This window comes from Streptomyces sp. P3 (genome assembly GCF_003032475.1).
In the GTDB taxonomy this organism is placed as follows: domain Bacteria; phylum Actinomycetota; class Actinomycetes; order Streptomycetales; family Streptomycetaceae; genus Streptomyces.
In genome coordinates, this window is record NZ_CP028369.1 from 2615733 (window position 1) to 2638707 (window position 22975).

General features: G+C 71.2%; 20 protein-coding genes. 11 read left to right on the forward strand and 9 right to left on the reverse strand.

All coding sequences use genetic code 11. The annotated features are described in order from the left end of the window. Nucleotides 1-33 precede the first annotated feature (33 nt). Nucleotides 34-3234, forward strand: coding sequence for a sacsin N-terminal ATP-binding-like domain-containing protein (locus C6376_RS11825; protein WP_107448917.1), 3201 nt, complete (start codon nt 34-36; stop codon nt 3232-3234). A gap of 89 nt (nt 3235-3323) precedes the next feature. On the opposite strand, the gene C6376_RS11830 is transcribed toward C6376_RS11825, so the two are convergent. After that, on the reverse strand, nt 3324-3713 hold the full coding sequence (locus tag C6376_RS11830; protein WP_107443371.1) for a hypothetical protein: 390 nt from the start codon (nt 3711-3713) through the stop codon (nt 3324-3326). 249 nt (nt 3714-3962) lie between these two features. On the opposite strand from C6376_RS11830, the gene C6376_RS11835 reads away from it, so the two are divergent. From C6376_RS11835 to C6376_RS11845, 3 genes are all read left to right on the forward strand, one after another. Then, a complete protein-coding gene (locus C6376_RS11835) occupies nt 3963-4175 on the forward strand; it encodes a hypothetical protein (RefSeq protein WP_107443372.1) in 213 nt (70 codons plus the stop codon). A gap of 193 nt (nt 4176-4368) precedes the next feature. After that, complete coding sequence (locus C6376_RS11840) at nt 4369-5292, forward strand: hypothetical protein (RefSeq protein WP_107443373.1); 924 nt, start codon at nt 4369-4371, stop codon at nt 5290-5292. 126 nt (nt 5293-5418) lie between these two features. Beyond that, entirely contained in the window at nt 5419-6222 is an 804-nt protein-coding gene (locus tag C6376_RS11845; RefSeq protein WP_107443374.1) for a hypothetical protein, read from the forward strand. Nucleotides 6223-6275: 53 nt separating this feature from the next. Here C6376_RS11845 and C6376_RS11850 read toward each other — a convergent pair whose 3' ends face one another. Together C6376_RS11850 and C6376_RS11855 are read right to left on the reverse strand one after the other, a co-directional pair. Further along, complete coding sequence (locus C6376_RS11850; RefSeq protein WP_107443375.1) at nt 6276-8642, reverse strand: HAD-IC family P-type ATPase; 2367 nt, start codon at nt 8640-8642, stop codon at nt 6276-6278. 229 nt (nt 8643-8871) lie between these two features. After that, the gene (locus C6376_RS11855; protein ID WP_107443376.1) at nt 8872-9144 is read right to left on the reverse strand and encodes a DUF2530 domain-containing protein; all 273 of its coding nucleotides are present in this window, start codon (nt 9142-9144) and stop codon (nt 8872-8874) included. Nucleotides 9145-9261: 117 nt separating this feature from the next. Here C6376_RS11855 and C6376_RS11860 point away from each other — a divergent pair, with 117 nt between their 5' ends. Beyond that, nucleotides 9262-10713: an NCS2 family permease gene (locus C6376_RS11860; RefSeq protein ID WP_107443377.1), complete on the forward strand. Its 1452-nt coding sequence runs from the start codon at nt 9262-9264 to the stop codon at nt 10711-10713. A 106-nt stretch (nt 10714-10819) separates the two neighbouring features. Here C6376_RS11860 and C6376_RS11865 read toward each other — a convergent pair whose 3' ends face one another. Next, a complete protein-coding gene (locus C6376_RS11865) occupies nt 10820-11002 on the reverse strand; it encodes a ribbon-helix-helix protein, CopG family (protein ID WP_107443378.1) in 183 nt (60 codons plus the stop codon). Between the two features lie 152 nt (nt 11003-11154). Between C6376_RS11865 and C6376_RS11870 the strand changes: the two genes are divergently transcribed. Further along, nucleotides 11155-11592, forward strand: a complete 438-nt coding sequence (locus C6376_RS11870; protein WP_057579065.1) for a MarR family winged helix-turn-helix transcriptional regulator — start codon at nt 11155-11157, stop codon at nt 11590-11592. Nucleotides 11593-11778: 186 nt separating this feature from the next. Continuing rightward, the gene (locus C6376_RS11875; RefSeq protein WP_107448918.1) at nt 11779-13050 is read left to right on the forward strand and encodes an MFS transporter; all 1272 of its coding nucleotides are present in this window, start codon (nt 11779-11781) and stop codon (nt 13048-13050) included. 65 nt (nt 13051-13115) lie between these two features. Here the strand turns inward: C6376_RS11875 and C6376_RS11880 are convergent, their stop codons facing one another. After that, nucleotides 13116-13661, reverse strand: coding sequence for a GNAT family N-acetyltransferase (locus C6376_RS11880; protein WP_107448919.1), 546 nt, complete (start codon nt 13659-13661; stop codon nt 13116-13118). Nucleotides 13662-13712: 51 nt separating this feature from the next. Here C6376_RS11880 and thpR point away from each other — a divergent pair, with 51 nt between their 5' ends. Beyond that, nucleotides 13713-14285, forward strand: a complete 573-nt coding sequence (gene thpR, locus C6376_RS11885) for an RNA 2',3'-cyclic phosphodiesterase (protein WP_107443379.1) — start codon at nt 13713-13715, stop codon at nt 14283-14285. A 180-nt stretch (nt 14286-14465) separates the two neighbouring features. Here the strand turns inward: thpR and C6376_RS11890 are convergent, their stop codons facing one another. The 3 genes from C6376_RS11890 to C6376_RS11900 form a co-directional block, all read right to left on the reverse strand. Next, nucleotides 14466-15458 (reverse strand): aldo/keto reductase, encoded by a 993-nt coding sequence (locus C6376_RS11890; RefSeq protein ID WP_107443380.1) that lies wholly within the window; start codon nt 15456-15458, stop codon nt 14466-14468. Nucleotides 15459-15523: 65 nt separating this feature from the next. Beyond that, nucleotides 15524-16111, reverse strand: coding sequence for a Uma2 family endonuclease (locus C6376_RS11895; RefSeq protein ID WP_107443381.1), 588 nt, complete (start codon nt 16109-16111; stop codon nt 15524-15526). Between the two features lie 116 nt (nt 16112-16227). Continuing rightward, the gene (locus tag C6376_RS11900) at nt 16228-16902 is read right to left on the reverse strand and encodes a GDSL-type esterase/lipase family protein (RefSeq protein WP_107443382.1); all 675 of its coding nucleotides are present in this window, start codon (nt 16900-16902) and stop codon (nt 16228-16230) included. Nucleotides 16903-17013: 111 nt separating this feature from the next. Between C6376_RS11900 and C6376_RS11905 the strand changes: the two genes are divergently transcribed. From C6376_RS11905 to C6376_RS11915, 3 genes are all read left to right on the forward strand, one after another. Next, the gene (locus C6376_RS11905) at nt 17014-18030 is read left to right on the forward strand and encodes a hypothetical protein (RefSeq protein WP_107448920.1); all 1017 of its coding nucleotides are present in this window, start codon (nt 17014-17016) and stop codon (nt 18028-18030) included. A gap of 255 nt (nt 18031-18285) precedes the next feature. After that, nucleotides 18286-19848: a cellulase family glycosylhydrolase gene (locus C6376_RS11910; protein WP_107443383.1), complete on the forward strand. Its 1563-nt coding sequence runs from the start codon at nt 18286-18288 to the stop codon at nt 19846-19848. 261 nt (nt 19849-20109) lie between these two features. Next, a complete protein-coding gene (locus C6376_RS11915) occupies nt 20110-21726 on the forward strand; it encodes an alpha/beta hydrolase (protein ID WP_107443384.1) in 1617 nt (538 codons plus the stop codon). A gap of 78 nt (nt 21727-21804) precedes the next feature. On the opposite strand, the gene serC is transcribed toward C6376_RS11915, so the two are convergent. Then, complete coding sequence (gene serC / locus C6376_RS11920) at nt 21805-22923, reverse strand: phosphoserine transaminase (protein ID WP_107443385.1); 1119 nt, start codon at nt 22921-22923, stop codon at nt 21805-21807. Nucleotides 22924-22975 lie beyond the last annotated feature (52 nt).

The window sequence follows — 22975 nt, forward strand, 5'->3', positions numbered from 1 at the left end:
ACCTTCGTCCTCACGCCGAGGAGAAGAGTGAACGTGAGCAAGTTCGTGCGGCCGGCGCCCGAGGGCGCGGATCCGTTCGGCACGGCACGCCTGCGCCGTGGAGTGCTGGACGCCTGGGCCACCAGTCCCGCCCGCTTCCGGGAGGACGCCAACGCCGAGGAGGATCTCGTCCTCGGCGGGTACCGGGACCGGCTCGTCGTCGAGCTGGCGCAGAACGCCGCCGACGCCGCGGCCCGGGGCGGGGTGCCGGGGCGGCTGCGCCTCACCCTGCGGGACGGCGTTCTCGTCGCGGCCAACACCGGCGCGCATCTGGACGCCGCGGGCGTGGAGTCCCTCGCCACGCTGCGGGCGTCCGCCAAGCGGGAGGAACGGCAGTCCGCCGTGGCCGTCGGGCGGTTCGGCGTCGGTTTCGCCGCCGTCCTCGCGGTCACCGACGAGCCGGCCGTGGTCGGCCGGTACGGCGGTGTCCGCTGGGACCTGGCCGAGGCCCGGTCGCTCGCCTCCGAGACCGCCCGGCACAGTCCGGGCCTCGGTGACGAGGTGCGGCGGCGGGACGGACACGTGCCCCTGCTGCGACTGCCCTTCGCGGCCCAGGGCACCGCCCCCGACCCGTACGACACGGCCGTCATCCTCCCGCTGCGCGACGCCGCCGCGGCCGATCTCGCCGAGAGGCTGCTCATCGCGGTCGACGACGCCCTCCTGCTCGCCCTGCCGGGGCTGGAGGAGGTCGTCATCGAGGTCGGGGACGGCGCCGCGCGCACCCTGCGTCGTTCCGCCGACGGCGACCTGACCGTCGTCACCGACAGTGAGCGCGGAGTCACCCGGTGGCGGACCGCCGCCGCGCACGGCCCCCTCGGCCCCGAACTGCTCGCCGACCGTCCGGTGGAGGAGCGGCTGCGGCCCCACTGGTCGGTCACCTGGGCGGTGCCCGTCGACGACGAGGGCGCGCCCGTGGCGCCCCGCACCACGCCGGTCGTCCACGCGCCCACCCCCAGCGACGAGCCGCTGGGTCTGCCCGCCCTGCTGATCGCGTCCTTCCCGCTCGACACCACCCGTCGTCATGCGGCGCCGGGTCCGCTGACCGACCATCTGGTGCGGCGCGCGGCCCAGGCGTACGCCGAACTCCTCGCCGGCTGGCGGCCGGTGGGCCCGGGGATCATCGATCTCGTGCCCGGCCCGCTGGGCCGGGGCGCGCTGGACGGGGCGTTGCGCCAGGCCGTCCTGGAGCTGCTGCCGCGCACCGCGTTCCTGCCGCCGGCCGTCGCGCCCGCGCCGGAGGAGGGCGCGGAGGAGCGTGGGGACGAGGGCGAGGTCGCGGTGGGGCTGCCGGAGGCCCTGCGCCCCCGGGACGCCGAGGTCGTCGAGGGCGCGGGCGCCGACACGGTGCGGGTGCTGGCGGAGGTGCTGCCGACGCTGCTGCCCGCCGGTCTCGAGCGGCGCGTGGAGCTGCGCACGCTCGGCGTCGCCCGGATCCCGCTCGCGGACGTCGTCGACCGGCTGGCCGGTCTGGACAAGGAGCCGGGCTGGTGGCACCGGCTCTACGACAGTCTGGCCGGGGTCGACCCGGACCGGCTCACCGGGCTGCCCGTGCCGCTCGCCGGGGGCGACTCGCAGGCCTTCGGCGCCGGTGGCGCAAGGCGGACCGCCATCGGCCCGCGCCAGGTGCTGCTGCCCACCCCGGACTCGGCCGGCCTCGACGCGGACGTCCTCGGCCGGCTCGGCCTCAAGGTCGCCCATGAGGACGCCGCGCATCCGCTGCTGGAGAAGCTGGGCGCCCTGCCCGCCACCCCGCGGGCCGTCCTGACCACCCCGCAGGTGCGGGCGGCTGTCGCCGCGTCCCTGGACGACGACGGCGGCGCGTGGGACGACCAGGGCGCCCCGGACGCCGAGGAGCTCGCCGACGCGGTCCTCGCGCTCGTGCGGGACGCGGGTCTGGAGCCCGGCGACGAGCCGTGGCTCGGTGCGCTCGCGCTGCCGGACGAGGAGGGTGAACTGGCGCCCGCCGGTGAGCTCGTGCTGCCCGGCAGCGCGTTCGCCTCCGTCATCCGGGAAGGCGAAGTCGTTTTCGTCGACGCGGAGTTGGCGGAGAAGTGGGGCGAGCAGCCGCTCGCGGCCTGCGGCGTCCTCGCCGACTTCGCGCTGGTCCGCGCCACCGACGTCGTCCTCGACCCGGACGAACTGGAGCCCCGGGACGGGGACTTCGCCGAGCCGGACGACGCTGGGCTGCTGGACGCCGTCGACGTGTGGTGCGAGGACGTCCTCGACCGCTTCCCCGACAGCCCGGTGCCTCCGGTCGCCACCGAGCTGGTCGCCGTGCGTGACCTCGACCTGGTCGACGAGGACCGCTGGCCGCAGGCGCTCGCCCTGCTCGCGCGGCCGCCGCTGCGGGACGCCCTCGTGCAGCCGCTGCGCGTCCTGCTGCCCGACGGCACCCATGAGACGGTACGGCCGTACACGGCCTGGTGGCTGCGTGGGAACCCGGTTCTCGACGGCCGCCGCCCGGCCGGACTCCTGGCCTTCGGCGGCGACCCGCTGCTGCGCGGCCTGTACGACGAGGCCGACGCCACGGGCTTCGACGACGAGCAGGTGCTGCGGGCCCTGGGGGTGCGCACCTCGGTGGCCGCCCTCCTGGACGAGCCCGGCGGCGCCGCCGAGCTGCTGGACCGTCTCGCCGATCCGGAGCGTCCCGTCACCTCCGCGCAACTGCACGGCCTGTACGGGGCGTTGGCGGAGTTGGATCCGGAGCAGGTCACCCTGCCCGACGAGCTGAGGGCCGTCGTGGACGGCCGGGTGGAGGTGGTGGACGCGGCCGACGCCGTGGTCGTCGACTCACCCGATCTGCTCCCCTTCACGCAGGGTGTCCCGCTGCTGCCCGTGCGGCCGTCGCGGGCCGCCGAACTGGCCGAGCTGTTCCAGGTGCGGCGGCTGAGCGAGTCCGTCACGGGCGAGGTCGACTCCGAGGGCGCCGAGCACGACGTGCCGGAGCCGGTGCGGGTGCTCCTCGGATCGCGCACACCCGCCACCTACGTCGAGCACGAGGAACTGGTCGTCGACGGCGTGGAGATCGACTGGCGGCTGACGGACGGCGGAGTCCTGCACGCCGCCACCCTGGAGGGCATCGCCGCCGGCCTCGCCTGGGCGGCCGGGCAGTGGCCGCGCCGGTTCGAGGTCGCGGCCCTGCTGGAGGACCCGACCCGCACTCAGGAACTGGCCCGCGACCGCTGGTTCGACTGAGAGACGGACGGACCGTCGGCCAGAGAGGGCTGCCCCACCGGTGAATATCCGGTGGGGCAGCCCTGTCCGTCCCCGTCACGGCGGTTTCGTCACTCCAGGACGTGCGCGTACATGGTGCGGTGTCGTGCATACATTCGACCCAGCTCCCACGGGTCGTCCCGGACGTCCAGGAACTCAAGGACGAGCGAGAACAGGTGCCGCACGACCCGCTCGTGCTGCTGCGGGGTCAGGTGATCCGGGTCCTTCCAGCCTCCGAGGTCCAAGTCGGGGAAGAAGTCCAGCAGGACGAGCTTGTGCCAGTAGAAGCTGCTGCACTCACCCCTGCGGACGACCAGCCACTCGGTGAAGCCGCGCAGAATTCCACCAGAGCCGCCGACGTCCATCCCTGTGAGAAACATGGCTGTCGCGTAGTAGGTGTTGTTCAGGCCATGCCCCTCCGGGTTGTCCCGCAACACCTCGATGGTCGTCCTGTCAGTCATTCGTCCCCTAGAACCCGAAGTCGATTAGGTTGTGCTTCGCCCACTGGGCTTTGTACTCGGCGATGGTGTCCCCGCCCCGGCCGGTCCAGGCGTCGTAGACACGGCCGTTGTAGACCACCACCACGTGGAAGTACCACCCCCCGTCCTTGTCGCGGTACTTCGGAAGGATGGCCTCGCCGACGGCTCAACGGTGACGATCGTGCCGCCTTCGGCTCCTTTCCGGAGGGAACATTCGACAGGGCTGTCTCCATGCGGCCCGGCAGGACCTGGACCACAGTCCGGCCTGTCCTCGGCCCTGACTTCAACGGCGACGGGAAGGCAGACCCCGCCGCGCCGATGGCCAACGGCGACCTGCGTTGGTACGCGGGCGACGGCAACGGCGGGCCGGCGGTCAGCAAGAGCATGTGGCCGACGGTCCAGACGCCTGACGGCGCGTCGGGAGGCAACTGGTGGGCGCCGTAAGCCGAACGGGGTCGACCTCGGGTGTTTCGGGGCCGGTCTCTCACTCCCGAAATCCTCCCTCGGCTCGTACAACCATTCTCCTCCGTCACGCATCTCACCGCATGAGCCAACAGGTTCCACGATCATTGACCCCGCGCATGGCGAGCCGTTGGGAGCGCCCACCGCCGGGGCCCTTTCTCCACCGGGGGAATGCATGCGCATACGCGCCACCGTGGTCGCCGTCACCGGCGCCGTGGCCCTCTCCGCCTTCGTCGTGCCGGCCGCACAGGCCGCCGGCGGCGGCGCGCACCGCTCCGTCGACACCCAGAAGGCGCTGCACGCCGCCGCCTCCGGCCGGAGCACCTTCACCGGCTCGACGGGCGGAACGGGCACCCCGTACGCCCTGGACGCCAGGTTCACCGGCGTCAGCGTCAACAACGGCAAGCCGATCGTGGCGGGAACGACCGGCAGGGTCAGCGTCCCCGTCACGTTCAAGGTGACGCACGGCGCCGGCGTCGACGTCACGGCGGGCGACACCGAGCTGGACGTGTTCATCTACCGCGGCTCGTTCGACGAGCCGGCCAACCTCCTTCTCGGTGACTACGCCCCGAGCTGCTCCAACACCTCGGCCACGGTCGCCACCTGCACGGGAACCATCGACATTCTCCCGGGCGAGGAGCTGGAGAACGCCGACGCCACCGGCTGGAGGGCGGCCGGCTACATCGTCGACTGGAACGACGTCGACCCCCGCGCGGACGACATCGACTTCAGCAAGGTCGGCTTCATCGAGAACTCGGCCCTGACGACCGCCAAGCTCCAGCGTCTGTCCAAGCTGACCGTCAATGCCGCGCCGGAGCCGGTGAAGAAGGGCAAGACCCTCACCGTCACCGGCAAGCTGTCCCGCGCCAACTGGGACTCCGGCACGTACGCGGGCTACTCCACCCAGCCCGTGAAGCTGCAGTTCCGCAAGAAGGGCAGCAGCACCTACACCACGGTGAAGACCGTCAAGACCAGCACCACCGGCAGCCTGAAGACCACGGTCAAGGCGACGGTGGACGGCTACTTCCGCTACGTCTTCGCGGGCACCTCGACGACCCCGGCGGCCACCGCCGCGGGTGACTTCGTCGACGTGAAGTGACACCGGGCGCGTGACGGCGGCCGGTCCCGGATCCCCGGGGCCGGCCGCCCCTCCGCGCGCTCGCGGCCCTCACGCTCTCCCGCCTCTCTTTCCTCTCACAGCTCATTGGCTTTCTGGAGAACACCCATGCGCGTACGCGCCCTCGTGGTCGCCGCCTCCGGCGCCCTCGCCCTGTCCGCCCTCGCCGTCCCGGCGGCGCAGGCCGCTCCGGCCGGTCCCGCCGTCACCTTCTCCCAGGTGAAGGTCAACGGCGGCAAGACCATCGTCGTCGGCCCGACCACCAAGGTCACGGTCGCGGCCAGCTACACCGTCACCAAGCCGGCCGGCCTGAACGCGAACTCCTTCATCACCTTCCCGGTCCTCTACCGGGGCGGCACCCTCACCGCGTCCACCCCCGACAAGGACGTCTGGGGCGGCGACGAGCCCGGCACCTGCACGGCGTCCTCCGCGACCGTCCTGAAGTGCACGGCCAAGATCCAGTTCCGTCCCCTGGGGAACACCGACTACGGCGACCTGACCAACGCCCTCGCGGGCGCGTGGAAGATCGGCGCCGCCGCCGTCAACGACAGCGGACTCACCACGGGCAGCAACCTCGGCAGCGCGAAGCTGCAGCGCAAGTCCACCCTCACCACCGACGCCGCGCCGGAGCCGGTGAAGAAGGGCAAGACCCTCACCGTCACCGGCAAGCTGGCCCGCGCGAACTGGGACACCGGCAAGTACGCCGGCTACTCCGCCCAGGCCGTGAAGCTGCAGTTCCGCAAGAAGGGCAGCAGCACCTACACCACGGTGAAGACCGTCAAGACCAGCTCCACCGGCACCCTCAAGGCCACGGTCAAGGCGACGGTCGACGGCTACTTCCGCTACGTCTTCGCGGGCACCTCGACGACCCCGGCGGTCGCCGCCGCGGGTGACTTCGTCGACGTGAAGTGACCCCACGCACGTGACGACGGCCGGACCGGGCATGCCCGGTCCGGCCGTTCGCGTCATGCGGACGGTCTGCGGTCCACCCGGCGCCAGCACACCTCGAGGGCCGCCGAGGCGGCAACCGCCACGCCCACCGCGATCCACGGCATCGTCGGCCCGACCAGCCGCAGCGCGAAGAAGTCCTGCAGCCAGGGGACGATCAGCACCAGCAGGAACGCCGCGCCCATCGAGGCCACCAGCAGCACCCGCCACCAGGTGTACGGCCGGGCGATGATCGCCAGCACCCACATCGAGACCAGGAACAGGGTGAGCGTCGCCGCGCTCGTCTCGGCCTCCAAGGAGCCCGCTCCCGTGTAGTGGTGACGAGCCATCAGATACGTGACGAAGGTCGCGGCCCCGGCGATCACGCCGCCCGGGACCGAGTACCGCATCACCCGCCGTACGAAGTGCGGACGGGCCCGTTCGCGGTTGGGGGCGAGCGCGAGGAAGAAGGCCGGGATGCCGATGGTGAGGGTGGACAGCAGGGTCAGGTGCCGTGGCAGGAACGGGTACTCGACCTGCCAGCACACCACCAGCAGGGCCAGCAGCACCGAGTAGACCGTCTTCACCAGGAACAGCGTCGCCACCCGGGTGATGTTGCCGATGACCCGGCGGCCCTCCGCCACCACCGACGGCAGGGTAGCGAAGCTGTTGTCCAGCAGCACGATCTGCGCGACCGCGCGGGTGGCCTCGGAACCCGATCCCATCGCCACGCCGATGTCCGCGTCCTTCAGCGCGAGCACGTCGTTGACGCCGTCCCCGGTCATCGCCACGGTGTGCCCGCCTGACTGCAGCGCGCCGACCATGTCCCGCTTCTGCTGCGGGGTGACCCGGCCGAACACCGTTGCCTCGTCGAGGGCCCGCGCCATGCCGGGCGGGTCGGGCGGCAGCCGCCGGGCGTCCACCGCGCTGCCGTCCAGCCCGAGCTTCGCCGCCACCGCGCCCACCGACACCGCGTTGTCACCGGAGAGGACCTTGGCGCGGACGTCCTGCTCGGCGAAGTAGCGCAGCGTGTCGGCGGCGTCCGGCCGCAGCCGCTGCTCGAGCACGACCAGGGCGGCGGCCCGGGCCCCGCGCGCCGGCTCGGGATCGTCGAGCTCGCGGGCGGCCCGGGCCAGCAGCAGCACGCGCAGCCCCCGCTCGTTCAGCCGCTCCGTCTCGGCGAGGGCCGGATCGCTCTCGGCCAGCAGCACGTCGGGCGCCCCGAGCAGCCAGGTGCTGCTCTCCCCGTCGCCCTCGTTGAAGCTGGCGCCGCTGTACTTGCGCGCGGAGGAAAAGGGCAGGGACTCGGTGCAGCGCCACTCCTCGGCGTCCGGATAGGCGTCGATGATCGCCTTCAGGGAGGCGTTCGGCCGCGGGTCGGACTCCCCGAGGGCCCCGAGGACCCGGCGTACGTACGCCTCGTCACCGCCGTCGAGGGTGCGCAGCTCGGTGACGTCCATGCCGCCCTCGGTGAGGGTGCCGGTCTTGTCCAGGCAGACGGTGTCGACGCGGGCGAGGCCCTCGATGGCCGGGAGCTCCTGCACCAGGCACTGTTTGCGGCCGAGCCGGATGACGCCGATCGCGAAGGCGACCGAGGTGAGCAGCACGAGCCCCTCCGGGACCATCGGGACGATGCCGCCGACGGTACGGGCCACGGACTCCCTGAGGTCGTTGTCCTTGACGACCAGCTGGGTGACGACCAGGCCGATCGCGGCCGGCACCATCATCCACGTCACGTACTTGAGGATCGTGGAGATGCCGGTGCGCAGTTCGGAGTGGACGAGCGTGAAGCGGGACGCCTCCTCGGCGAGCTGGGCGGCGTAGGCCTCCCGGCCGACCTTGGTGGCCCGGAAGGCGCCGACGCCGGCCACCACGAAGCTGCCCGACATGACCGCGTCGCCGGGCCGCTTGACGACGGGGTCGGCCTCGCCGGTGAGCAGCGACTCGTCGATCTCCAGACCGTCCGCCTCGACGCACACCCCGTCCACGGCGGCCTTGTCGCCCGGGCCGATCTCGATGACGTCGTCCAGGACGAGCTCGGAGGTGGAGACCTCGACGGCCGTCGCGCCACGGCGGACGGTGGGACGCGCCTCGCCGACCAGGGCGAGCGAGTCCAGGGTCTGCTTGGCCCGCCACTCCTGGATGATGCCGATGCCGGTGTTGGCGAGGATCACGAACCCGAACAGGCCGTCCTGGATGGGCGCGACGGCCAGCATGACCAGCCACAGGACGCCGATGATCGCGTTGAACCGGGTGAAGACGTTCGCCCGGACGATCTCGCCGACCGAACGGCTGCTGCGGACCGGCACGTCGTTGACCTGACCGCGGGCGACGCGGTCCGCGACCTCCGCGGCGGTCAGGCCGGTAGCCGTCGGCGCTGCGGCGGGGGCGTCGGTGTGGGCCATGGAACCGACGGTACGTGCGGACTTGGGGGTTCACCCCCCGAGGACGCCGAAGATCCGACCTGGGGAGGACCCGAGTAGTGCCGTGGTTGCAGTGGTCACCCCGACGGGCCCCGGACGGGAGGGCGGGCCCGCGGGCCGGTCCTATGCGCCGCCCCCCGGCTCATACGGCGCAGGCGCACGGGGCGTCACACAAGGGAGGCGTCATACGCGCCGCAGGCGTCCGGCGGCGTCATACGGCGGAGGCGTCCGCCTGCTTCGCCGCCGCGTCCCGTTTGATCGCCGCGTCCCGCTTGCGGACGTACCAGATGCCGATGAGCCCCAGGCCGGCGCCGGCCAGGCAGGTCCACACCCACCACAGGCGGTCGTGGTCCTCGAACCAGCCGTAGAAGGGGAGCTGGACGAGGAAGAGGACGAACCAGAGGATGGTGCCGCCGGTGATGGTGGCGACCACGGGGCCCTCCAGGGGCTCCGGCGCCTCGTGCTTGGGGGTCCACTTCGCCATGGGGACAGCTTACGAGGCCATCACATCTACGCGCGGAGATGGCTGTTAGGGACCTCATATGTTCATACTGAAACCGTTTACCCCTGACCGCTTCTCTTCGTAGGAAACGCCGAAACGATGCCCACGCCGGCCCCCGCCAAGGTCCCCGCCCCTGAACAGCCGGGAGCCACGTCCGTCCACGGCGCTCTCGACCGCCACTTCCGCATCTCCGAGCGGGGCAGCACCCTGTCCCGGGAGATCCGGGGCGGCTTCGCCACCTTCTTCGCGATGGCGTACATCATCGTGCTGAACCCGATCATCCTCAGCAGCGCCAAGGACATGTACGGGCACCAGCTCGACAACGGTCAGCTGGTAACCGCCACCTGTGTGACGGCCGCCTTCACCACGCTCCTCATGGGCGTGATCGGCAACGTGCCCATCGCGCTGGCCGCGGGCCTCGGCGTGAACTCGGTGGTCGCGCTCCAGCTCGCGCCCCGGATGTCCTGGCCGGACGCCATGGGCATGGTCGTGCTCGCCGGGTTCGTGGTCATGCTCCTGGTCGCCACCGGGCTGCGTGAGCGCGTCATGAACGCGGTGCCCTTCGGCCTGCGCAAGGCCATCAGCATCGGCATCGGCCTGTTCATCATGCTGATCGGGCTCGTCGACTCCGGCTTCGTCAGCCGGATCCCGGACGCCGCCCACACCACCGTCCCGCTCCAGCTCGGCGCCGACGGTCACCTGAACGGCTGGCCGGTCCTCGTCTTCATCCTGGGCGCGCTGCTCACGCTGGCCCTGATCACCCGCAAGGTGCCCGGCGCGATCCTCATCTCGATCGTCGCGATGACCGTCCTCGCGCTGATCGTCAACGCGGTCGCGACCGTCCCCTCCTGGGGTCTCACCACCCCCGAGTGGCCCGGCAACCCCGTCGCCACCCCCGACTTCGGGCTGATCGGCGAGGTCAGCCTGTTCGGCGGGTTCGGCAAGGTCGGCGTCCTGACCGGCGTCCTCTTCGTCTTCACGGTCCTGCTGTCGTGCTTCTTCGACGCCATGGGCACGATCATGGGGGTCAGCGACGAGGCCAAGCTGACCAACGCCCAGGGCGAGATGCCCGGCATCAACAAGGTCCTCTTCGTCGACGGCCTCGCGGTCGCCGCCGGCGGCGCCAGCTCCTCCTCCGCCACCACCGCGTTCGTGGAGTCCACGGCCGGCGTCGGCGAGGGCGCCCGCACCGGCTTCGCGAACCTGGTCACCGGCGGACTCTTCGCCGTCGCGCTGTTCCTCACGCCCGTCGCCACGATGGTGCCGTCCCAGGCCGCAACGCCGGCGCTGCTCGCGGTGGGTTACCTGATCCTGGCCGGGTCGGTCAAGGAGATCGACTGGGCCGATCACACCATCGCCGTCCCGGCCTTCATCACCATGGTGATGATGCCGTTCACCTACTCGATCACCAACGGTATCGGCATGGGCTTCATCGCCTTCGTCGTGCTGCGGCTCGCGGCCGGGCGCGGCCGGGAGGTGCCGGCGCCGATGTACGCGGTGTCCGCCGTGTTCGTCTTCTACTACCTGATGCCGGCGCTCGGCCTCACCTGAGCCGCGGAAGCGGTGCCCGGCCTCACCTGAGCCGCGGAAGCGGTGCCAGGCCTCACCTGAGCCGCGGAAGCCGCGGGACGGCGGGTCGGCGGGTCGGCGGCCGGGCTCAGGTGTGCCCGTAGAACTCTTCCGTCTCGTCGACCGCGGTCTGGAACCGCTGGTCGAAGTCATCGCGAATGAGCGTCCGGACGACATAGTCCTGGACGCTCATTCCCCTTTTCGCGGCATGCTTCCGGAGCCGCTCGAGCAGCTCCCCGTCTATCCGCAGGCTGAGCACACTGGTCCCCATGAGACGAGGGTCGCGGGCATGTACCGCACCTCGGCCTCTTTCCGCTGCCTACTCACTCCTTCGAGTGACGCCGGGGTACTCCGTGGCCAGGGTCACGGGAATCCCCCCGTGCGCCAGCTTGTTTAGCCAGGGTAATGAGTTACGCTAAAGAGATGCCTGACCTCACCCATGGCGACGACGCTGCCGCCGTGAACTCCCTGCGATCGGCCGTGATGCGGCTGTCCCGTCGGCTCAAGCACCAGCGGGTCGACGAGTCCCTGAGCCCCACCGAGATGTCGGTGCTCGGCACCCTCTCCCTCTGCGGCAGCGCCACCCCCGGCGAGCTCGCCCGCAAGGAGCACGTGCAGCCGCCCTCGATGACCCGCATCGTGGCGCTGCTGGAGGCCAAGGGCCTGGTCCGGCTGGAGCCGCACCCCGAGGACCGCCGCCAGAAGGTCGTCACCAAGACCGAGCAGGCCGAAGCCATGCTCGCGGAGAGCCGCGCCAAGCGGAACGCCTTCCTGGCCACCCTGGTCGACGGCCTCGACGAGGACGAGTGGGCGAAACTGCGCGCCGCCGCCCCCGTACTGGAGAAGCTCGCCCACCTGTAACCCCGTGCCGAGGAGGCGACCCTTTTGAGTTCGGGACCCGGAGCAGACTCCGCCCCCGCACCGACCACCCACGAGACCCTTGGCGCCAAGCCCGCCAAGCCCGCCAAGCCCGCCAAGCCCGCCAAGCCCGCCAAGCCCGCCGAGTCGTCCGCGTCATCCGCGTCATCCGCGTCATCCGCGTCGTCCATGTTCAGCTCCCTGAGGGTCAGGAACTACCGCCTGTTCTTCGTGGGCCAGGTCGTCTCCAACATCGGCACCTGGATGCAGCGCATCGCCCAGGACTGGCTGGTGCTCAGCCTCACCGGCTCCGCCACCGCCGTCGGCGTCACGACGGCCCTGCAGTTCCTGCCCATGCTGCTCTTCGGGCTCTACGGGGGCGTCCTCGTCGACCGGCTGCCCAAGCGCCGCACCCTGCTGTTCACCCAGTCCGCGATGGCCCTCACCGGCATCGCGCTCGCCGTCCTCAGCCTCTCCGGCCACGTCCAGGTCTGGCACGTCTACGTCGCCGCCTTCGCCGTCGGCCTCGCGACGGTCCTGGACAACCCCGCACGGCAGACCTTCGTCTCCGAGATGGTCGGCCCCGACCAGCTCCAGAACGCGGTCAGCCTCAACTCCGCGAACTTCCAGTCGGCCCGGCTGATCGGCCCCGCCGTGGCCGGCGTGATGATCACCGGCGTCGGCACCGGGTGGGCGTTCCTCTTCAACGGCCTGTCCTTCGTCGCCCCCCTCGCCGGCCTGCTGCTGATGCGCTCGCGTGACCTGCACGTCGTCGAACGCGCCCCGCGCGGCAAGGGCCAGCTGCGGGAAGGCCTCCAGTACGTCGCCGGCCGCCCCGACCTGATCTGGACGATCGTCCTGGTCGGGTTCGTCAGCACCTTCGGGTTCAACTTCCCCGTCTACCTCTCGGCCTTCGCCGACGACGTCTTCCACGCGGGCGCGGGCTCCTACAGCCTGTTCAACACGCTGATGGCGGTCGGCTCCCTCGCGGGCGCCCTGCTCGCGGCCCGGCGCGGCACGGCCCGGATGCGGGTGCTGGTCGCCGGAGCGGTGGCCTTCGGCGTCATGGAGATCGTGGCCGCCGCGGCCCCCTCCCTGTGGCTGTTCGCCCTGCTCATGGTCCCGATCGGGATGTTCGGCATGACGGTCAACGTCACCGCCAACAGCAGCGTCCAGCTGGGCACCGACCCGGCCATGCGAGGTCGGGTGATGGCCCTCTACATGATGGTGTTCATGGGCGGCGCCCCGGTCGGCGCGCCGATCGCCGGCTGGATCACCGACGCGTACGGCGTCCGGGCGGGCATGGCGGCCGGCGGAGCCGTCTCGGCCGCCGCCGCTGTCACCGTCGGCCTGGTCCTCGCCCGGATGGGCGACCTGCGTCTGTCGGTCGGCTGGCACCACGGCCACCCGAGCGTGCGCTTCGTCCCGCGCGCGCAGCGGGAACTAGCCACGGTCGTCTGACGCGGCGGCACGTCACGCGGAGGGTGCGGCGGGCGGCCCCGCCCTCCGGGCCGGCCGGCGGCACGTCACCCGGTGGGCGTGGCCGGCGGCCCCACCCGCCGGGCCAGCACCTGCCCGGGCCACTGACGGTCCCCGACCGTGTACGCCTGCGTCGGAGTGAAGCCGTTGGCCTCGTAATAGGCGACGAGCCTGCGGTCGTCGCCCGCGTAGCAGTCCACCCGCAGCAGGCCGACGCCTGCCCGCCGGGTCTCCTCGGCGGCGTGCTCGAGCAGCGCGCCGCCCACGCCGTGGCCCTTGAAACGCCGGTCCGAGGCCAGCCAGTGGATGTACCGCTCGGGCTCCCCGGGCGGCGGGAGGTGCGCGAGGTACGCGCCGGGCGCGTCGGTGAGCGTGAGGGCGGCGGCCGGCTCGCCGTCCGCCTCGGCGACGAACGCCCAGCCCTCCTCCAGGTACCGGACGACGGACTCGACCGTCTTCGGGTTCTCCGACAGGGGCTTCGTCCCCCACTGGCCGGTCCGGCCCTGCGCGACCAGCCACGCCACGCTGCTGTCGAGCATGGCGAGCATCGCCGGGGCGTCCTCGGGTCCGCCTTCTCTGATGGTGATGCGCATGCCGTCCATATTGCCGGGCGCATTGTCGGGCCCGCCGGGAAAATCGGGGGCATGAGACTCTTCGCCGCCGTGCTGCCCCCGGACGACATCGCCGACGAACTCGCCGCCGAGGCCGACCGGTTGCGCACGCTGCCCGGTGCGGACGGGCTGCGCTGGACGGACCGGGCGGGCTGGCACTTCACCCTCGCCTTCTACGGAGAGGTCGACGACGGCCTCGTCCCGGAGCTGTCGGCCCGGCTGGAGCGGGCCGCGCACCGCGGCGGGCCGTTCCCGCTGGCCGTGCGCGGCGGAGGCCTGTTCGGACACGGACGGGCCCTGTGGGCGGGCGCGGCCGGGGACGTGCCCGCGCTGCGGCTGCTCGCCGACCGGGCGGAGGCGGCGGGGCGGAAGGCGGGCGTGGACATGGGCGGGCACCGCCGCTACACGGCGCACCTGACCCTGGCCCGCAGCCGGGAGGCGGTGGACGTCCGGGCATACGTCGAGGCGCTGGACGCCTTCGAGAGCCGGACCTGGACGGTGGGGGAGCTGGTGCTGGTCCGCAGCAACCTGCCGAAGTCCGGCGTCCCCGGGGAGCAGCCCCGCTACGAACCGGCCGGGCGCTGGCCGCTCGGCGGGGCCGGTTAGGCTCGACGCGTGGACCCGAAGACCCGGAACCGGATCATGGCCGGTGTGCTCGTGCTGTTGTTCGTCGTGGTGGCGGTGGCGGCGGCCGTCGGAAAGTGACCCGAGCGATCTCGGGCCGACCGCCCGACGGCGGCCGCCGTCACCGTGCCCGCCGTGCCTGTGCGGGCGCGGGGCCGCCCGCTACCAGGCGAAGGCCTCCGGAGAGGGTCCCGGGCCGGGGAAGATCTCGTCGAGTCCGGACAGCAGTTCCTCGCCCAGCTCCAGTTCGACCGCGCGCAGCGCCGAGTCCAATTGCTCCGCGGTGCGCGGGCCGACGATCGGGCCGGTCACGCCGGGCCGGGTGAGCAGCCAGGCCAGCGCGGCCTCGCCGGGCTCGACGCCGTGCTTGTCGAGCAGGTCCTCGTAGGCCTGGATCTGCGCGCGTGTCCCGGCGTCGGCGAGTGCGTCGGCGGCCCGCCCGGAGGCGCGGCGACCGCCCTCGGCCTGCTTCTTGACGACGCCGCCCAGCAGTCCACCGTGCAGCGGCGACCAGGGGATGACTCCGAGGCCGTACTCCTGCGCGGCCGGGATCACCTCCATCTCGGCGCGCCGCTCGGCCAGGTTGTACAGGCACTGCTCGCTGACCAGCCCGATCGTGCCGCCGCGCCGCCCGGCGGTCTCGTTGGCCTGGGCGATCTTGTAGCCGGGGAAGTTGGACGATCCGGCGTACAGGATCTTGCCCTGCTGCACCAGCACGTCGACGGCCTGCCAGATCTCCTCGAAGGACGTGTCACGGTCGATGTGGTGGAACTGGTAGAGGTCGATGTGGTCGGTCTGCAGCCGCTTGAGGCTGGCCTCCACGGCCCGCCGGATGTTCAGCGCGGAGAGCTTGTCGTGGTTGGGCCAGGCGTCGCCGTCGGCGGCCATGTTCGCGTACACCTTGGTGGCGAGGACGACCTTGTCGCGCCGGTCGCCGCCCTTCGCGAACCAGTTGCCGATGATCGATTCCGTACGGCCCTTGTTCTCGCCCCAGCCGTACACATTCGCGGTGTCGAAGAGGTTGATGCCTGCGTCGAGCGCCGCGTCCATGATGGCGTGGCTGTCGGCTTCGTCGGTCTGCGGGCCGAAGTTCATGGTGCCGAGGACGAGGCGGCTGACCTTGAGTCCGGTACGTCCGAGCTGCGTGTACTTCATGGAACTCAAGCCAACGTCTTGGAGTGCGCTCGATGCAAGGGGAACCGGCCGGGGGAGGGGGCGGGTCAGTCGCGGGGGAACTCGTCGGTCTTGAGGGTGAGGCCGACGACGGTGCCGGTGAGATCGACGTCGTAGCCGAAGTCGACCTTCGTCTCGGTGACGTACTCGCCGTTCTTGGGCTGGGTGTACACGTGGCATCTGCGCTGACAGGGATCGGCGATCAGGTAGACCGGTACCTCGGCGGTCGCGTAGGCGGTCAGCTTGGGGCCGTAGTCGTTGGCGGCGGTGCCCTTGGAGATCACCTCGGCGACGAACTCGACGTCGTCGTGGCTCCAGCGGCCGTCCTCCGACTTGGCGGCGCTCTCGGCCATCACCGTCACGTCGGTCGCGAACCCGTTCAGATGCCCCGGGTAGTCGATGCGCACGTCGGACTTCACGCGCTTGCGGGGGTACTTGATCCGCAACTGCTCGACGATGTCCAGGATGATCTCCCAGTGGGTGTCCCGCTGCGGCGACATGTAGACGGTCCCCTCGACGATCTCGACCTTGTATCCCTCGGGGACGGGCATCGTCTCGAGCCGCTCGAACATCTCGTCGAGCGTGATCGTGTTGTCGCTCTCGGCCATCGTGATCCTGTCTTCGAGGACGGTCATCTTGGCGCTCCTCCCCGGCCGCACTCGCTCGAGTGCCGCCGCGCGGTACAACGATACGTACGGCTCCGGGGACACGGGGCATGCGCATATGTCAGAAGCAAGGGCGGGCGCGACCCTCAGCCCGTGTACTCCCCGCCCAGTCCCCACCCCTGGTGCATCGCCTCCGCGAAGGCCTGAGCCAGCCGGTGTTCGCCGCTCGCGTTCGGGTGGGTGCCGTCGTAGGTGTCGGTGTCGATGTCCCACGCCGGGGGGATCGAGGCCAGGAGGACGGGGGAGTTCCGTTCGTCCAGGTCGGCTGCCGTCTTGGCGAGGAGTTCGTTGAAGAGGGCGACCTGGGCGGCGAACGGCTCGTCGTCGGCGGCGCGGACGTTGGGGATGACCGGCAGCCACACCATGGCGATCCTGGGGTTCGCGGCACGGGCCTCGGCGGCGAAGGCGCGTGCGTTCGCCGCCGTCTGCTCGGCGTTCGTGTAGAAGCCCAGGTCGATCAGGCCGAGCGAGACCAGGAGCACGTCCGCCCGCGTCGTGCGCACCGCCTCGCGGATCAGCGGGGCCATCTGCTGCCAGCCCTCGCCCCAGCCCGCCAGATGGCCCCGGGGGAATTCGGGGTCGGCGTACGCGTACGACGTGGGCGCGTCCGTCGCCTTGTCGTAGAGCGTCTCGCGGGGGCCGACCAGGGTGCACGGGCCGTCGTACGCAGCGCACAGGTGCCGCCACATGCGGTAGCGCCACGTGTGGTCGCCCGTGCTGCCGATCGTCATCGAGTCGCCTACGGGCATGAACCTGAGCATCCGCTCATGATGATGGATCACGGCGGTGAGCGGGGGTGGGGAGCCCGGCCCGGGGGTGTGAGGCCTACCACGGAGCCTCGAACGCCGGTGCGGGATGGCAGGCTTGTGGGCATGCGCCGATCTTTCGCCGTCCGGGCCGGAGCCCTGTTCACCGGAGTCCTCGCCTCGGGCGCCCTCACCGTGCTCGCCGCGTCCACCGCGCCCGCCGCGTTCGCGGCCGACGGCGACAAGGGCTTCACCGTCGAGGACCCGCGCATCACCGAGTCCAGCGGGCTCGCCGCCTCACGTCAGCACCCCGGGATCTACTGGACCCACAACGACAGCGACGACGGCCCCTACCTGTACGCCGTCGACAGCGCGACCGGGAAGACCGTCGCCCGGATCACCCTGACCGGCGTCGGCACCCCGCGTGACGTCGAGGCGATCTCCATCGGCCCGGGCAACGAGATCTGGGTCGGCGACATCGGCGACAACCTCGGCGGCACCTGGAAGTTCGTGTGGATCTACCGGCTGCCCGAGCCGAAGAAGCTCGTCGACCAGAGGGCGAAGGCCACGCAGTACGTCGTGAAGTACTCCGACGGTCCCCGCGACGCCGAGTCGCTGCTCGTGCACCCGAGGACCGGCCGGGTCTACATCATCGACAAGAAGGAGGACGGCGGGCACCTCTACGAGGGACCGGTGAAGCTCTCCGCCTCCGGGGCCAACATCTTCAGGCCCGTCGCCCCCGTCGACCTGTGGGCCACCGACGCCGCCTTCTCCCCGGACGGCGCCCAGATCGCCGTCCGGGGCTACTTCGGCGGCATCTCCTACGCCTGGAACGGCGGGAAGATCAAGCGCGAGGGGCGGCTCGACGTGCCGCTGCAACGGCAGGGCGAGTCCGTGAGCTACTCGGAGGACGGCTCCAAGCTGATGTACGGGAGCGAGGGCGCCGGGAGTTCGGTGGTGGCGGAGGATGCGCCCGCGGGGGCCTCGTCGAGCTCCAAGTCGCCTTCCGGGGGCGGGGCTTCGAGCGCCTCCGGTGGCGGCGACGGCTCCTCGGCCACGGGCGGCGTCAAGGTCGGCGCGCTCGCCGTCGCCGCGATCTGCGCCGTCTTCCTCGGCTTCCGCCGACTGCGGCGCCGGCGCTGAGGTCGCGCCGGCTCCGAGGGCCCGGTGGCTCCGAGGTCGCGCCGGGGGCGGCGACGGCATCCACGACCGCCGGCCGGGCGGGCCCGCTTTCCCCGGCCGCCGCCGGCTTGCCGGGGCTCTCGACGCCGTTCTGCGTGAACGGGACCGCCGTACTTCTTGACGTGGTCATGGTGTGTCAGTTTCCTGGGAGGTGCGCGGTGGGTGGGAGCGCTCCCATCCGTTCCGGGCCCGCGCCTCCCGAGAGGAAGCAGCGAGATGTTCCGCAGCAGCTTGCGCAGAGTGCTGTGCGGCGTTGCCGCCGCGCTGTTGATACCGCTGGGCGCCGGTTCCGCCGGGGCGGCGATCGATTCCGGTGCGACCGGCGTCTCCGGTGCGACCGGAGTCCGCGCGGCCGACGCCGGGGCCGGTTACTGGCACACCGGCGGCCGCCAGATCCTCGACGCCGCCGGGCAGCCGGTCCGGATCGCCGGGATCAACTGGTTCGGCTTCGAGACCGGCAACCACGTCGTGCACGGCCTCTGGTCCCGTGACTACAAGAGCATGATCGACCAGATGAAGTCGCTGGGCTACAACACGATCCGCCTCCCGTTCAGCGACGACATCTTCAAGAGCTCGACCCTTCCCGACAGCATCGACTTCAGCAGCGGCAAGAACGCCGACCTCCAGGGCCTCAACTCACTCCAGATCATGGACAAGCTCGTCTCGTACGCCGGGCAGGACGGCCTGAAGGTCATCCTCGACCGGCACCGGCCGGACTCCGGCGGGCAGTCGGCGCTCTGGTACACGGCGGCCGTCCCCGAGTCCACGTGGATCGCCAACCTCAAGTCCCTCGCGACCCGCTACAAGGGCCGGGACACGGTCGTCGGCATCGACCTGCACAACGAGCCGCACGATCCGGCCTGTTGGGGCTGCGGAGACACGGCGACGGACTGGCGGCTGGCCGCGCAGCGGGCCGGGAACGCGGTCCTGTCGGTCAACCCCGACCTGTTGATCTTCGTCGAGGGCGTGCAGACCTTCAACGGGGTCTCCGGCTGGTGGGGCGGCAACCTGATGGGCGTCGGCCAGTACCCGGTGCAGCTCGACGTGGCGAACCGGGTCGTGTACTCGGCCCACGACTACGCGACGAGCGTCTCCCAGCAGAGCTGGTTCAGTGATCCGGCGTTCCCGGCGAACATGCCCGGGATCTGGGACAAGTACTGGGGCTACATCTTCAAGCAGAACATCGCACCCGTGTGGGTGGGCGAGTTCGGCACCACACTCCAGTCCACGGTGGACCAGAAGTGGCTGGCCGCGCTGGTGAGTTACCTGCGTCCGACGTCGACGTACGGCGCCGACTCCTTCCACTGGACGTTCTGGTCGTGGAACCCCGACTCCGGTGACACGGGCGGCATCCTGAAGGACGACTGGCAGTCCGTGGACACCGTGAAGGACGGGTACCTGACGAGCGTCAAGGCGCCCGGCTTCCCCGGCACGGGCGGCGGCGGAGGCGGCGGGGGAGGCGGCGGAGGCGGAGGCACCACCGCGTGCAGCGCCGCCTACACCGTCAGCAGCGACTGGGGCGGCGGCTTCAACGCCGAGGTGAAGGTCACCAACACCGGGACCACGGCTCTGTCGTCCTGGAAGGTCACCTGGACCTGGAGCGGATCGCAGCGGGTGACGAACATGTGGAACGCCTCGTACACGCAGAGCGGTGCGACCGTGACCGCGTCCAACGCCGCGCACAACGGCACGGTGGCGGCGGGCGGTTCGACGAGCTTCGGCTTCGGCGGAGCGCCGGGGGGCGGAGGTGCGCCGAGCGTGACCTGCACGGCGGCGTGAGAGCGGGGTGCCCGGTGAGGTGTTCGCCGGGCGCCCCCGACCGTCGTTCGGGTGCCCCCGGCCGTCGGTGCGGCGCCGGCGCACCACGAGATGTGTGCCGGCGTTGTCCCGGCTTTCGGCTGCCGGTGAGAGGCCTGTGAAGCAAACGAGTTCAAAATTGTCGGTCGAAATGCTTCTTGTGGCCGGGCTTCTTCGGAAGGATCCAGCAGGGACCGTGAACCTTCCGGTCCAGCTGAACCCCCCATGGCGTGAAGGAACTTCATGAGAAGAAGCACAGCCGTACTGTGCGGTGCGACCGTCGTGCTCGCCGGAAGCCTCACGGCCGTCCCGGCCGAGGCCACGACGTCGCGGTCCGCGCAGGCCGCCGCCCAGACCGCCGCGCAGGCGACGACGAGGGTGGCCTGGAAGAAGTGCGCCACGGACGACGCCCCGACCCTCCAGTGCGCGTCGGTGAAGGTGCCGCTCGACTACGCCAAGCCGCAGGGCCGGAAGATAACCCTGGCCCTGTCCCGTGTCCCGCACACCGCGCGGAAGTACCAGGGCCCGCTGCTGGTCAACCCCGGCGGCCCCGGAGGCAGCGGTCTGTCCCTCGCCCCGTTCGTCGCGTCCTCGCTGCCGAAGGCGGTCGCGTCCCAGTACGACGTCATCGGCTTCGACCCGCGGGGAGTCGGCAAGAGCCAGCCCGCCCTGGACTGCAAGCCGGGCTACTTCAACCCGGTCCGCCCGGACTCCGTGCCGCGCACCGCCGCGATCGAGAAGGCGAACCTCTCGCGTGCGAGGGCCTTCGCCAAGGCCTGTGGGACGAAGTACGCGTCCGTCCTGCCGTACATCAACACGGTCAACGCCGTGAAGGACATGGACGCGATCCGCAAGGCGCTCGGCGCCCCGAAGATCAACTACTTCGGCTACTCGTACGGCACTTACCTGGGCCAGGTCTACGCGAAGCTTTACCCGACCCGGGTGCGTCGCCTGGTGCTGGACTCGATCGTCGACCCCGGCGGGGTCTGGTACGACGCCAACATCTCGCAGGACTACGCCTTCGACGCCCGCCAGAAGGCGCTGATGGCGTGGATCGCCAAGTACAACGGCACGTACAAGCTCGGCACGGACCCGGCCAAAATCGAGGCCAAGTGGTACGCGATGCGCGCCGCGTTCGCCAAGCACCCGGCCGGCGGCAAGGTGGGCGCCTCCGAGCTGGAGGACACCTTCATCCCCGGCGGGTACTACAACGGCTACTGGCCCACCCTCGCCTCGGCGTTCGCCGCCTACGTGAACGGCAACAACACCGCCCCGCTCGTCTCGGCGTACGAGAGCATCGCGGCGATCGACGCCTCGGGCGACAACGGCTACAGCGTCTACACCGCCGTGCAGTGCCGTGACGTCTCCTGGCCGCGCGACTGGAACCAGTGGCGCAAGGACAACTGGGCGGTGTACAAGAAGGCTCCGTTCATGGCCTGGAACAACGCCTGGTACAACGCGCCCTGCGCCTACTGGCCCACGAAGACGATGAAGCCGGTGGGCGTCGCCAACAGCAAGCTCCCGCCGGTGCTGCTGTTCCAGGCGACGAACGACGCGGCCACCCCCTACCAGGGCGGCGTCGCGGTCCACCGTCTGCTCAAGCACTCCAGCCTGGTGGTGGAGCAGGGCGGCGGCAACCACGGCATCACGCTGAGCGGCAACGCCTGCCTGGACAAGTACCTGGCCAAGTACCTCACCGACGGCACCGTGCCGCGCGGCACCGGGGTGGCGGACGCGGTCTGCAAGAAGACCGCCGACCCGCAGCCGGCGGCCGCGGCGCGGTCCGCCCTGGCAGCGGGTCAGCCGGCCACCGCGGCCCCCGGCGACGCCCTGCACCGGATGATCGGCGTGCGCGGCTGAGCGGCCTGCCGCCGAACTGAACGCGAAGGGCGCCCGGTGCGGTCACCGGGCGCCCTTCCTTCGTGTGCCGGAGTGCGGTTACAGCTTCTCGATCACGTAGTCGACGCACGCCGTCAGGGCCTCGACGTCCGACGGGTCGATCGCCGGGAACATCGCGACGCGCAGCTGGTTGCGACCGAGCTTGCGGTAGGGCTCGGTGTCGACGATGCCGTTGGCGCGCAGCACCTTGGCGATCGCGGCGGCGTCGATCTCGTCCGCGAAGTCGATCGTGCCGATGACCTGGGAGCGCTTGGCCGGGTCGGTGACGAACGGGGCGGCGTGCTTCGACTCCTCGGCCCAGCCGTAGAGGCGGCCGGCGGAGTCCTTGGTGCGGGCCGTGGACCAGGCGAGGCCGCCCTGGCCGTTGATCCACTCCAGCTGCTGGTCGAGCAGGAAGAGAGTGGCCAGGGCCGGGGTGTTGTACGTCTGGTTCTTGCGGGAGTTGTCGATCGCCGTCGGCAGGCTGAAGAACTCCGGGATGTGGCGGCCGGACGCGTGGATGCGCTCGGCGCGCTCGATCGCGGCCGGGGAGAACACGCCGATCCACAGGCCGCCGTCGGAGGCGAAGGACTTCTGCGGGGCGAAGTAGTAGACGTCCGTCTCGGCGATGTCGACCGGCAGGCCGCCGGCGCCGGAGGTGGCGTCCACCAGGACGAGGGAGCCCTCGTCGGCGCCCTGGACACGCCGGATCGGGGCGGCGACACCGGTGGACGTCTCGTTGTGCGTGAACGCGTACACGTCGACGCCCGCCTCGGCGGCCGGCTCGGGGTGCGTGCCCGGGTCGGAGGAGATCACGGTGGGCTCGGCCAGCCAGGGGGCGAGCTTCGCGGCCTTCGCGAACTTCGAGCTGAACTCGCCGAACGTGAGGTGCTGCGACCTGTTCTCGATCAGGCCGTGGGTCGCGACGTCCCAGAACGCGGTCGAGCCGCCGTTGCCCAGGATCACCTCGTACCCGTCCGGGAGCTGGAACAGCTCGGAGATGCCCGCGCGCACCCGGCCGACCAGGTTCTTCACCGGGGCCTGGCGGTGGGAGGTGCCGAGGAGGGACGTGCCGGTGGCGGCCAGGGCGTCCAGCGCCTCCACCCGCACCTTGGAGGGGCCCGCGCCGAATCGACCGTCGGCGGGCTTGATGTCAGCAGGAATCTGGATCTCAGCCACGGAAGGGAGGTTAGCCGGTGCGGGAAACCTGGGCGAAACCTCGTCCGTCGGG

Bases quoted from the DNA above. Each gene is read 5' to 3' on its own strand.
- C6376_RS11830 (WP_107443371.1), bottom strand. From the start codon at position 3,713: ATGACTGACAGGACGACCATCGAGGTGTTGCGGGACAACCCGGAGGGG.
- C6376_RS11890 (WP_107443380.1), bottom strand. From the start codon at position 15,458: ATGAAGTACACGCAGCTCGGACGTACCGGACTCAAGGTCAGCCGCCTC.
- C6376_RS11905 (WP_107448920.1), top strand. From the start codon at position 17,014: ATGCGCCGATCTTTCGCCGTCCGGGCCGGAGCCCTGTTCACCGGAGTC.
- C6376_RS11870 (WP_057579065.1), top strand. From the start codon at position 11,155: ATGCCTGACCTCACCCATGGCGACGACGCTGCCGCCGTGAACTCCCTG.
- C6376_RS11855 (WP_107443376.1), bottom strand. From the start codon at position 9,144: ATGGCGAAGTGGACCCCCAAGCACGAGGCGCCGGAGCCCCTGGAGGGC.
- C6376_RS11840 (WP_107443373.1), top strand. From the start codon at position 4,369: ATGCGCATACGCGCCACCGTGGTCGCCGTCACCGGCGCCGTGGCCCTC.
- C6376_RS11895 (WP_107443381.1), bottom strand. From the start codon at position 16,111: ATGACCGTCCTCGAAGACAGGATCACGATGGCCGAGAGCGACAACACG.
- C6376_RS11900 (WP_107443382.1), bottom strand. From the start codon at position 16,902: ATGCTCAGGTTCATGCCCGTAGGCGACTCGATGACGATCGGCAGCACG.
- C6376_RS11915 (WP_107443384.1), top strand. From the start codon at position 20,110: ATGAGAAGAAGCACAGCCGTACTGTGCGGTGCGACCGTCGTGCTCGCC.
- C6376_RS11875 (WP_107448918.1), top strand. From the start codon at position 11,779: ATGTTCAGCTCCCTGAGGGTCAGGAACTACCGCCTGTTCTTCGTGGGC.
- C6376_RS11880 (WP_107448919.1), bottom strand. From the start codon at position 13,661: ATGCGCATCACCATCAGAGAAGGCGGACCCGAGGACGCCCCGGCGATG.
- thpR (WP_107443379.1), top strand. From the start codon at position 13,713: ATGAGACTCTTCGCCGCCGTGCTGCCCCCGGACGACATCGCCGACGAA.
- C6376_RS11910 (WP_107443383.1), top strand. From the start codon at position 18,286: ATGTTCCGCAGCAGCTTGCGCAGAGTGCTGTGCGGCGTTGCCGCCGCG.
- C6376_RS11860 (WP_107443377.1), top strand. From the start codon at position 9,262: ATGCCCACGCCGGCCCCCGCCAAGGTCCCCGCCCCTGAACAGCCGGGA.
- C6376_RS11850 (WP_107443375.1), bottom strand. From the start codon at position 8,642: ATGGCCCACACCGACGCCCCCGCCGCAGCGCCGACGGCTACCGGCCTG.
- C6376_RS11865 (WP_107443378.1), bottom strand. From the start codon at position 11,002: ATGGGGACCAGTGTGCTCAGCCTGCGGATAGACGGGGAGCTGCTCGAG.
- C6376_RS11835 (WP_107443372.1), top strand. From the start codon at position 3,963: ATGCGGCCCGGCAGGACCTGGACCACAGTCCGGCCTGTCCTCGGCCCT.
- C6376_RS11845 (WP_107443374.1), top strand. From the start codon at position 5,419: ATGCGCGTACGCGCCCTCGTGGTCGCCGCCTCCGGCGCCCTCGCCCTG.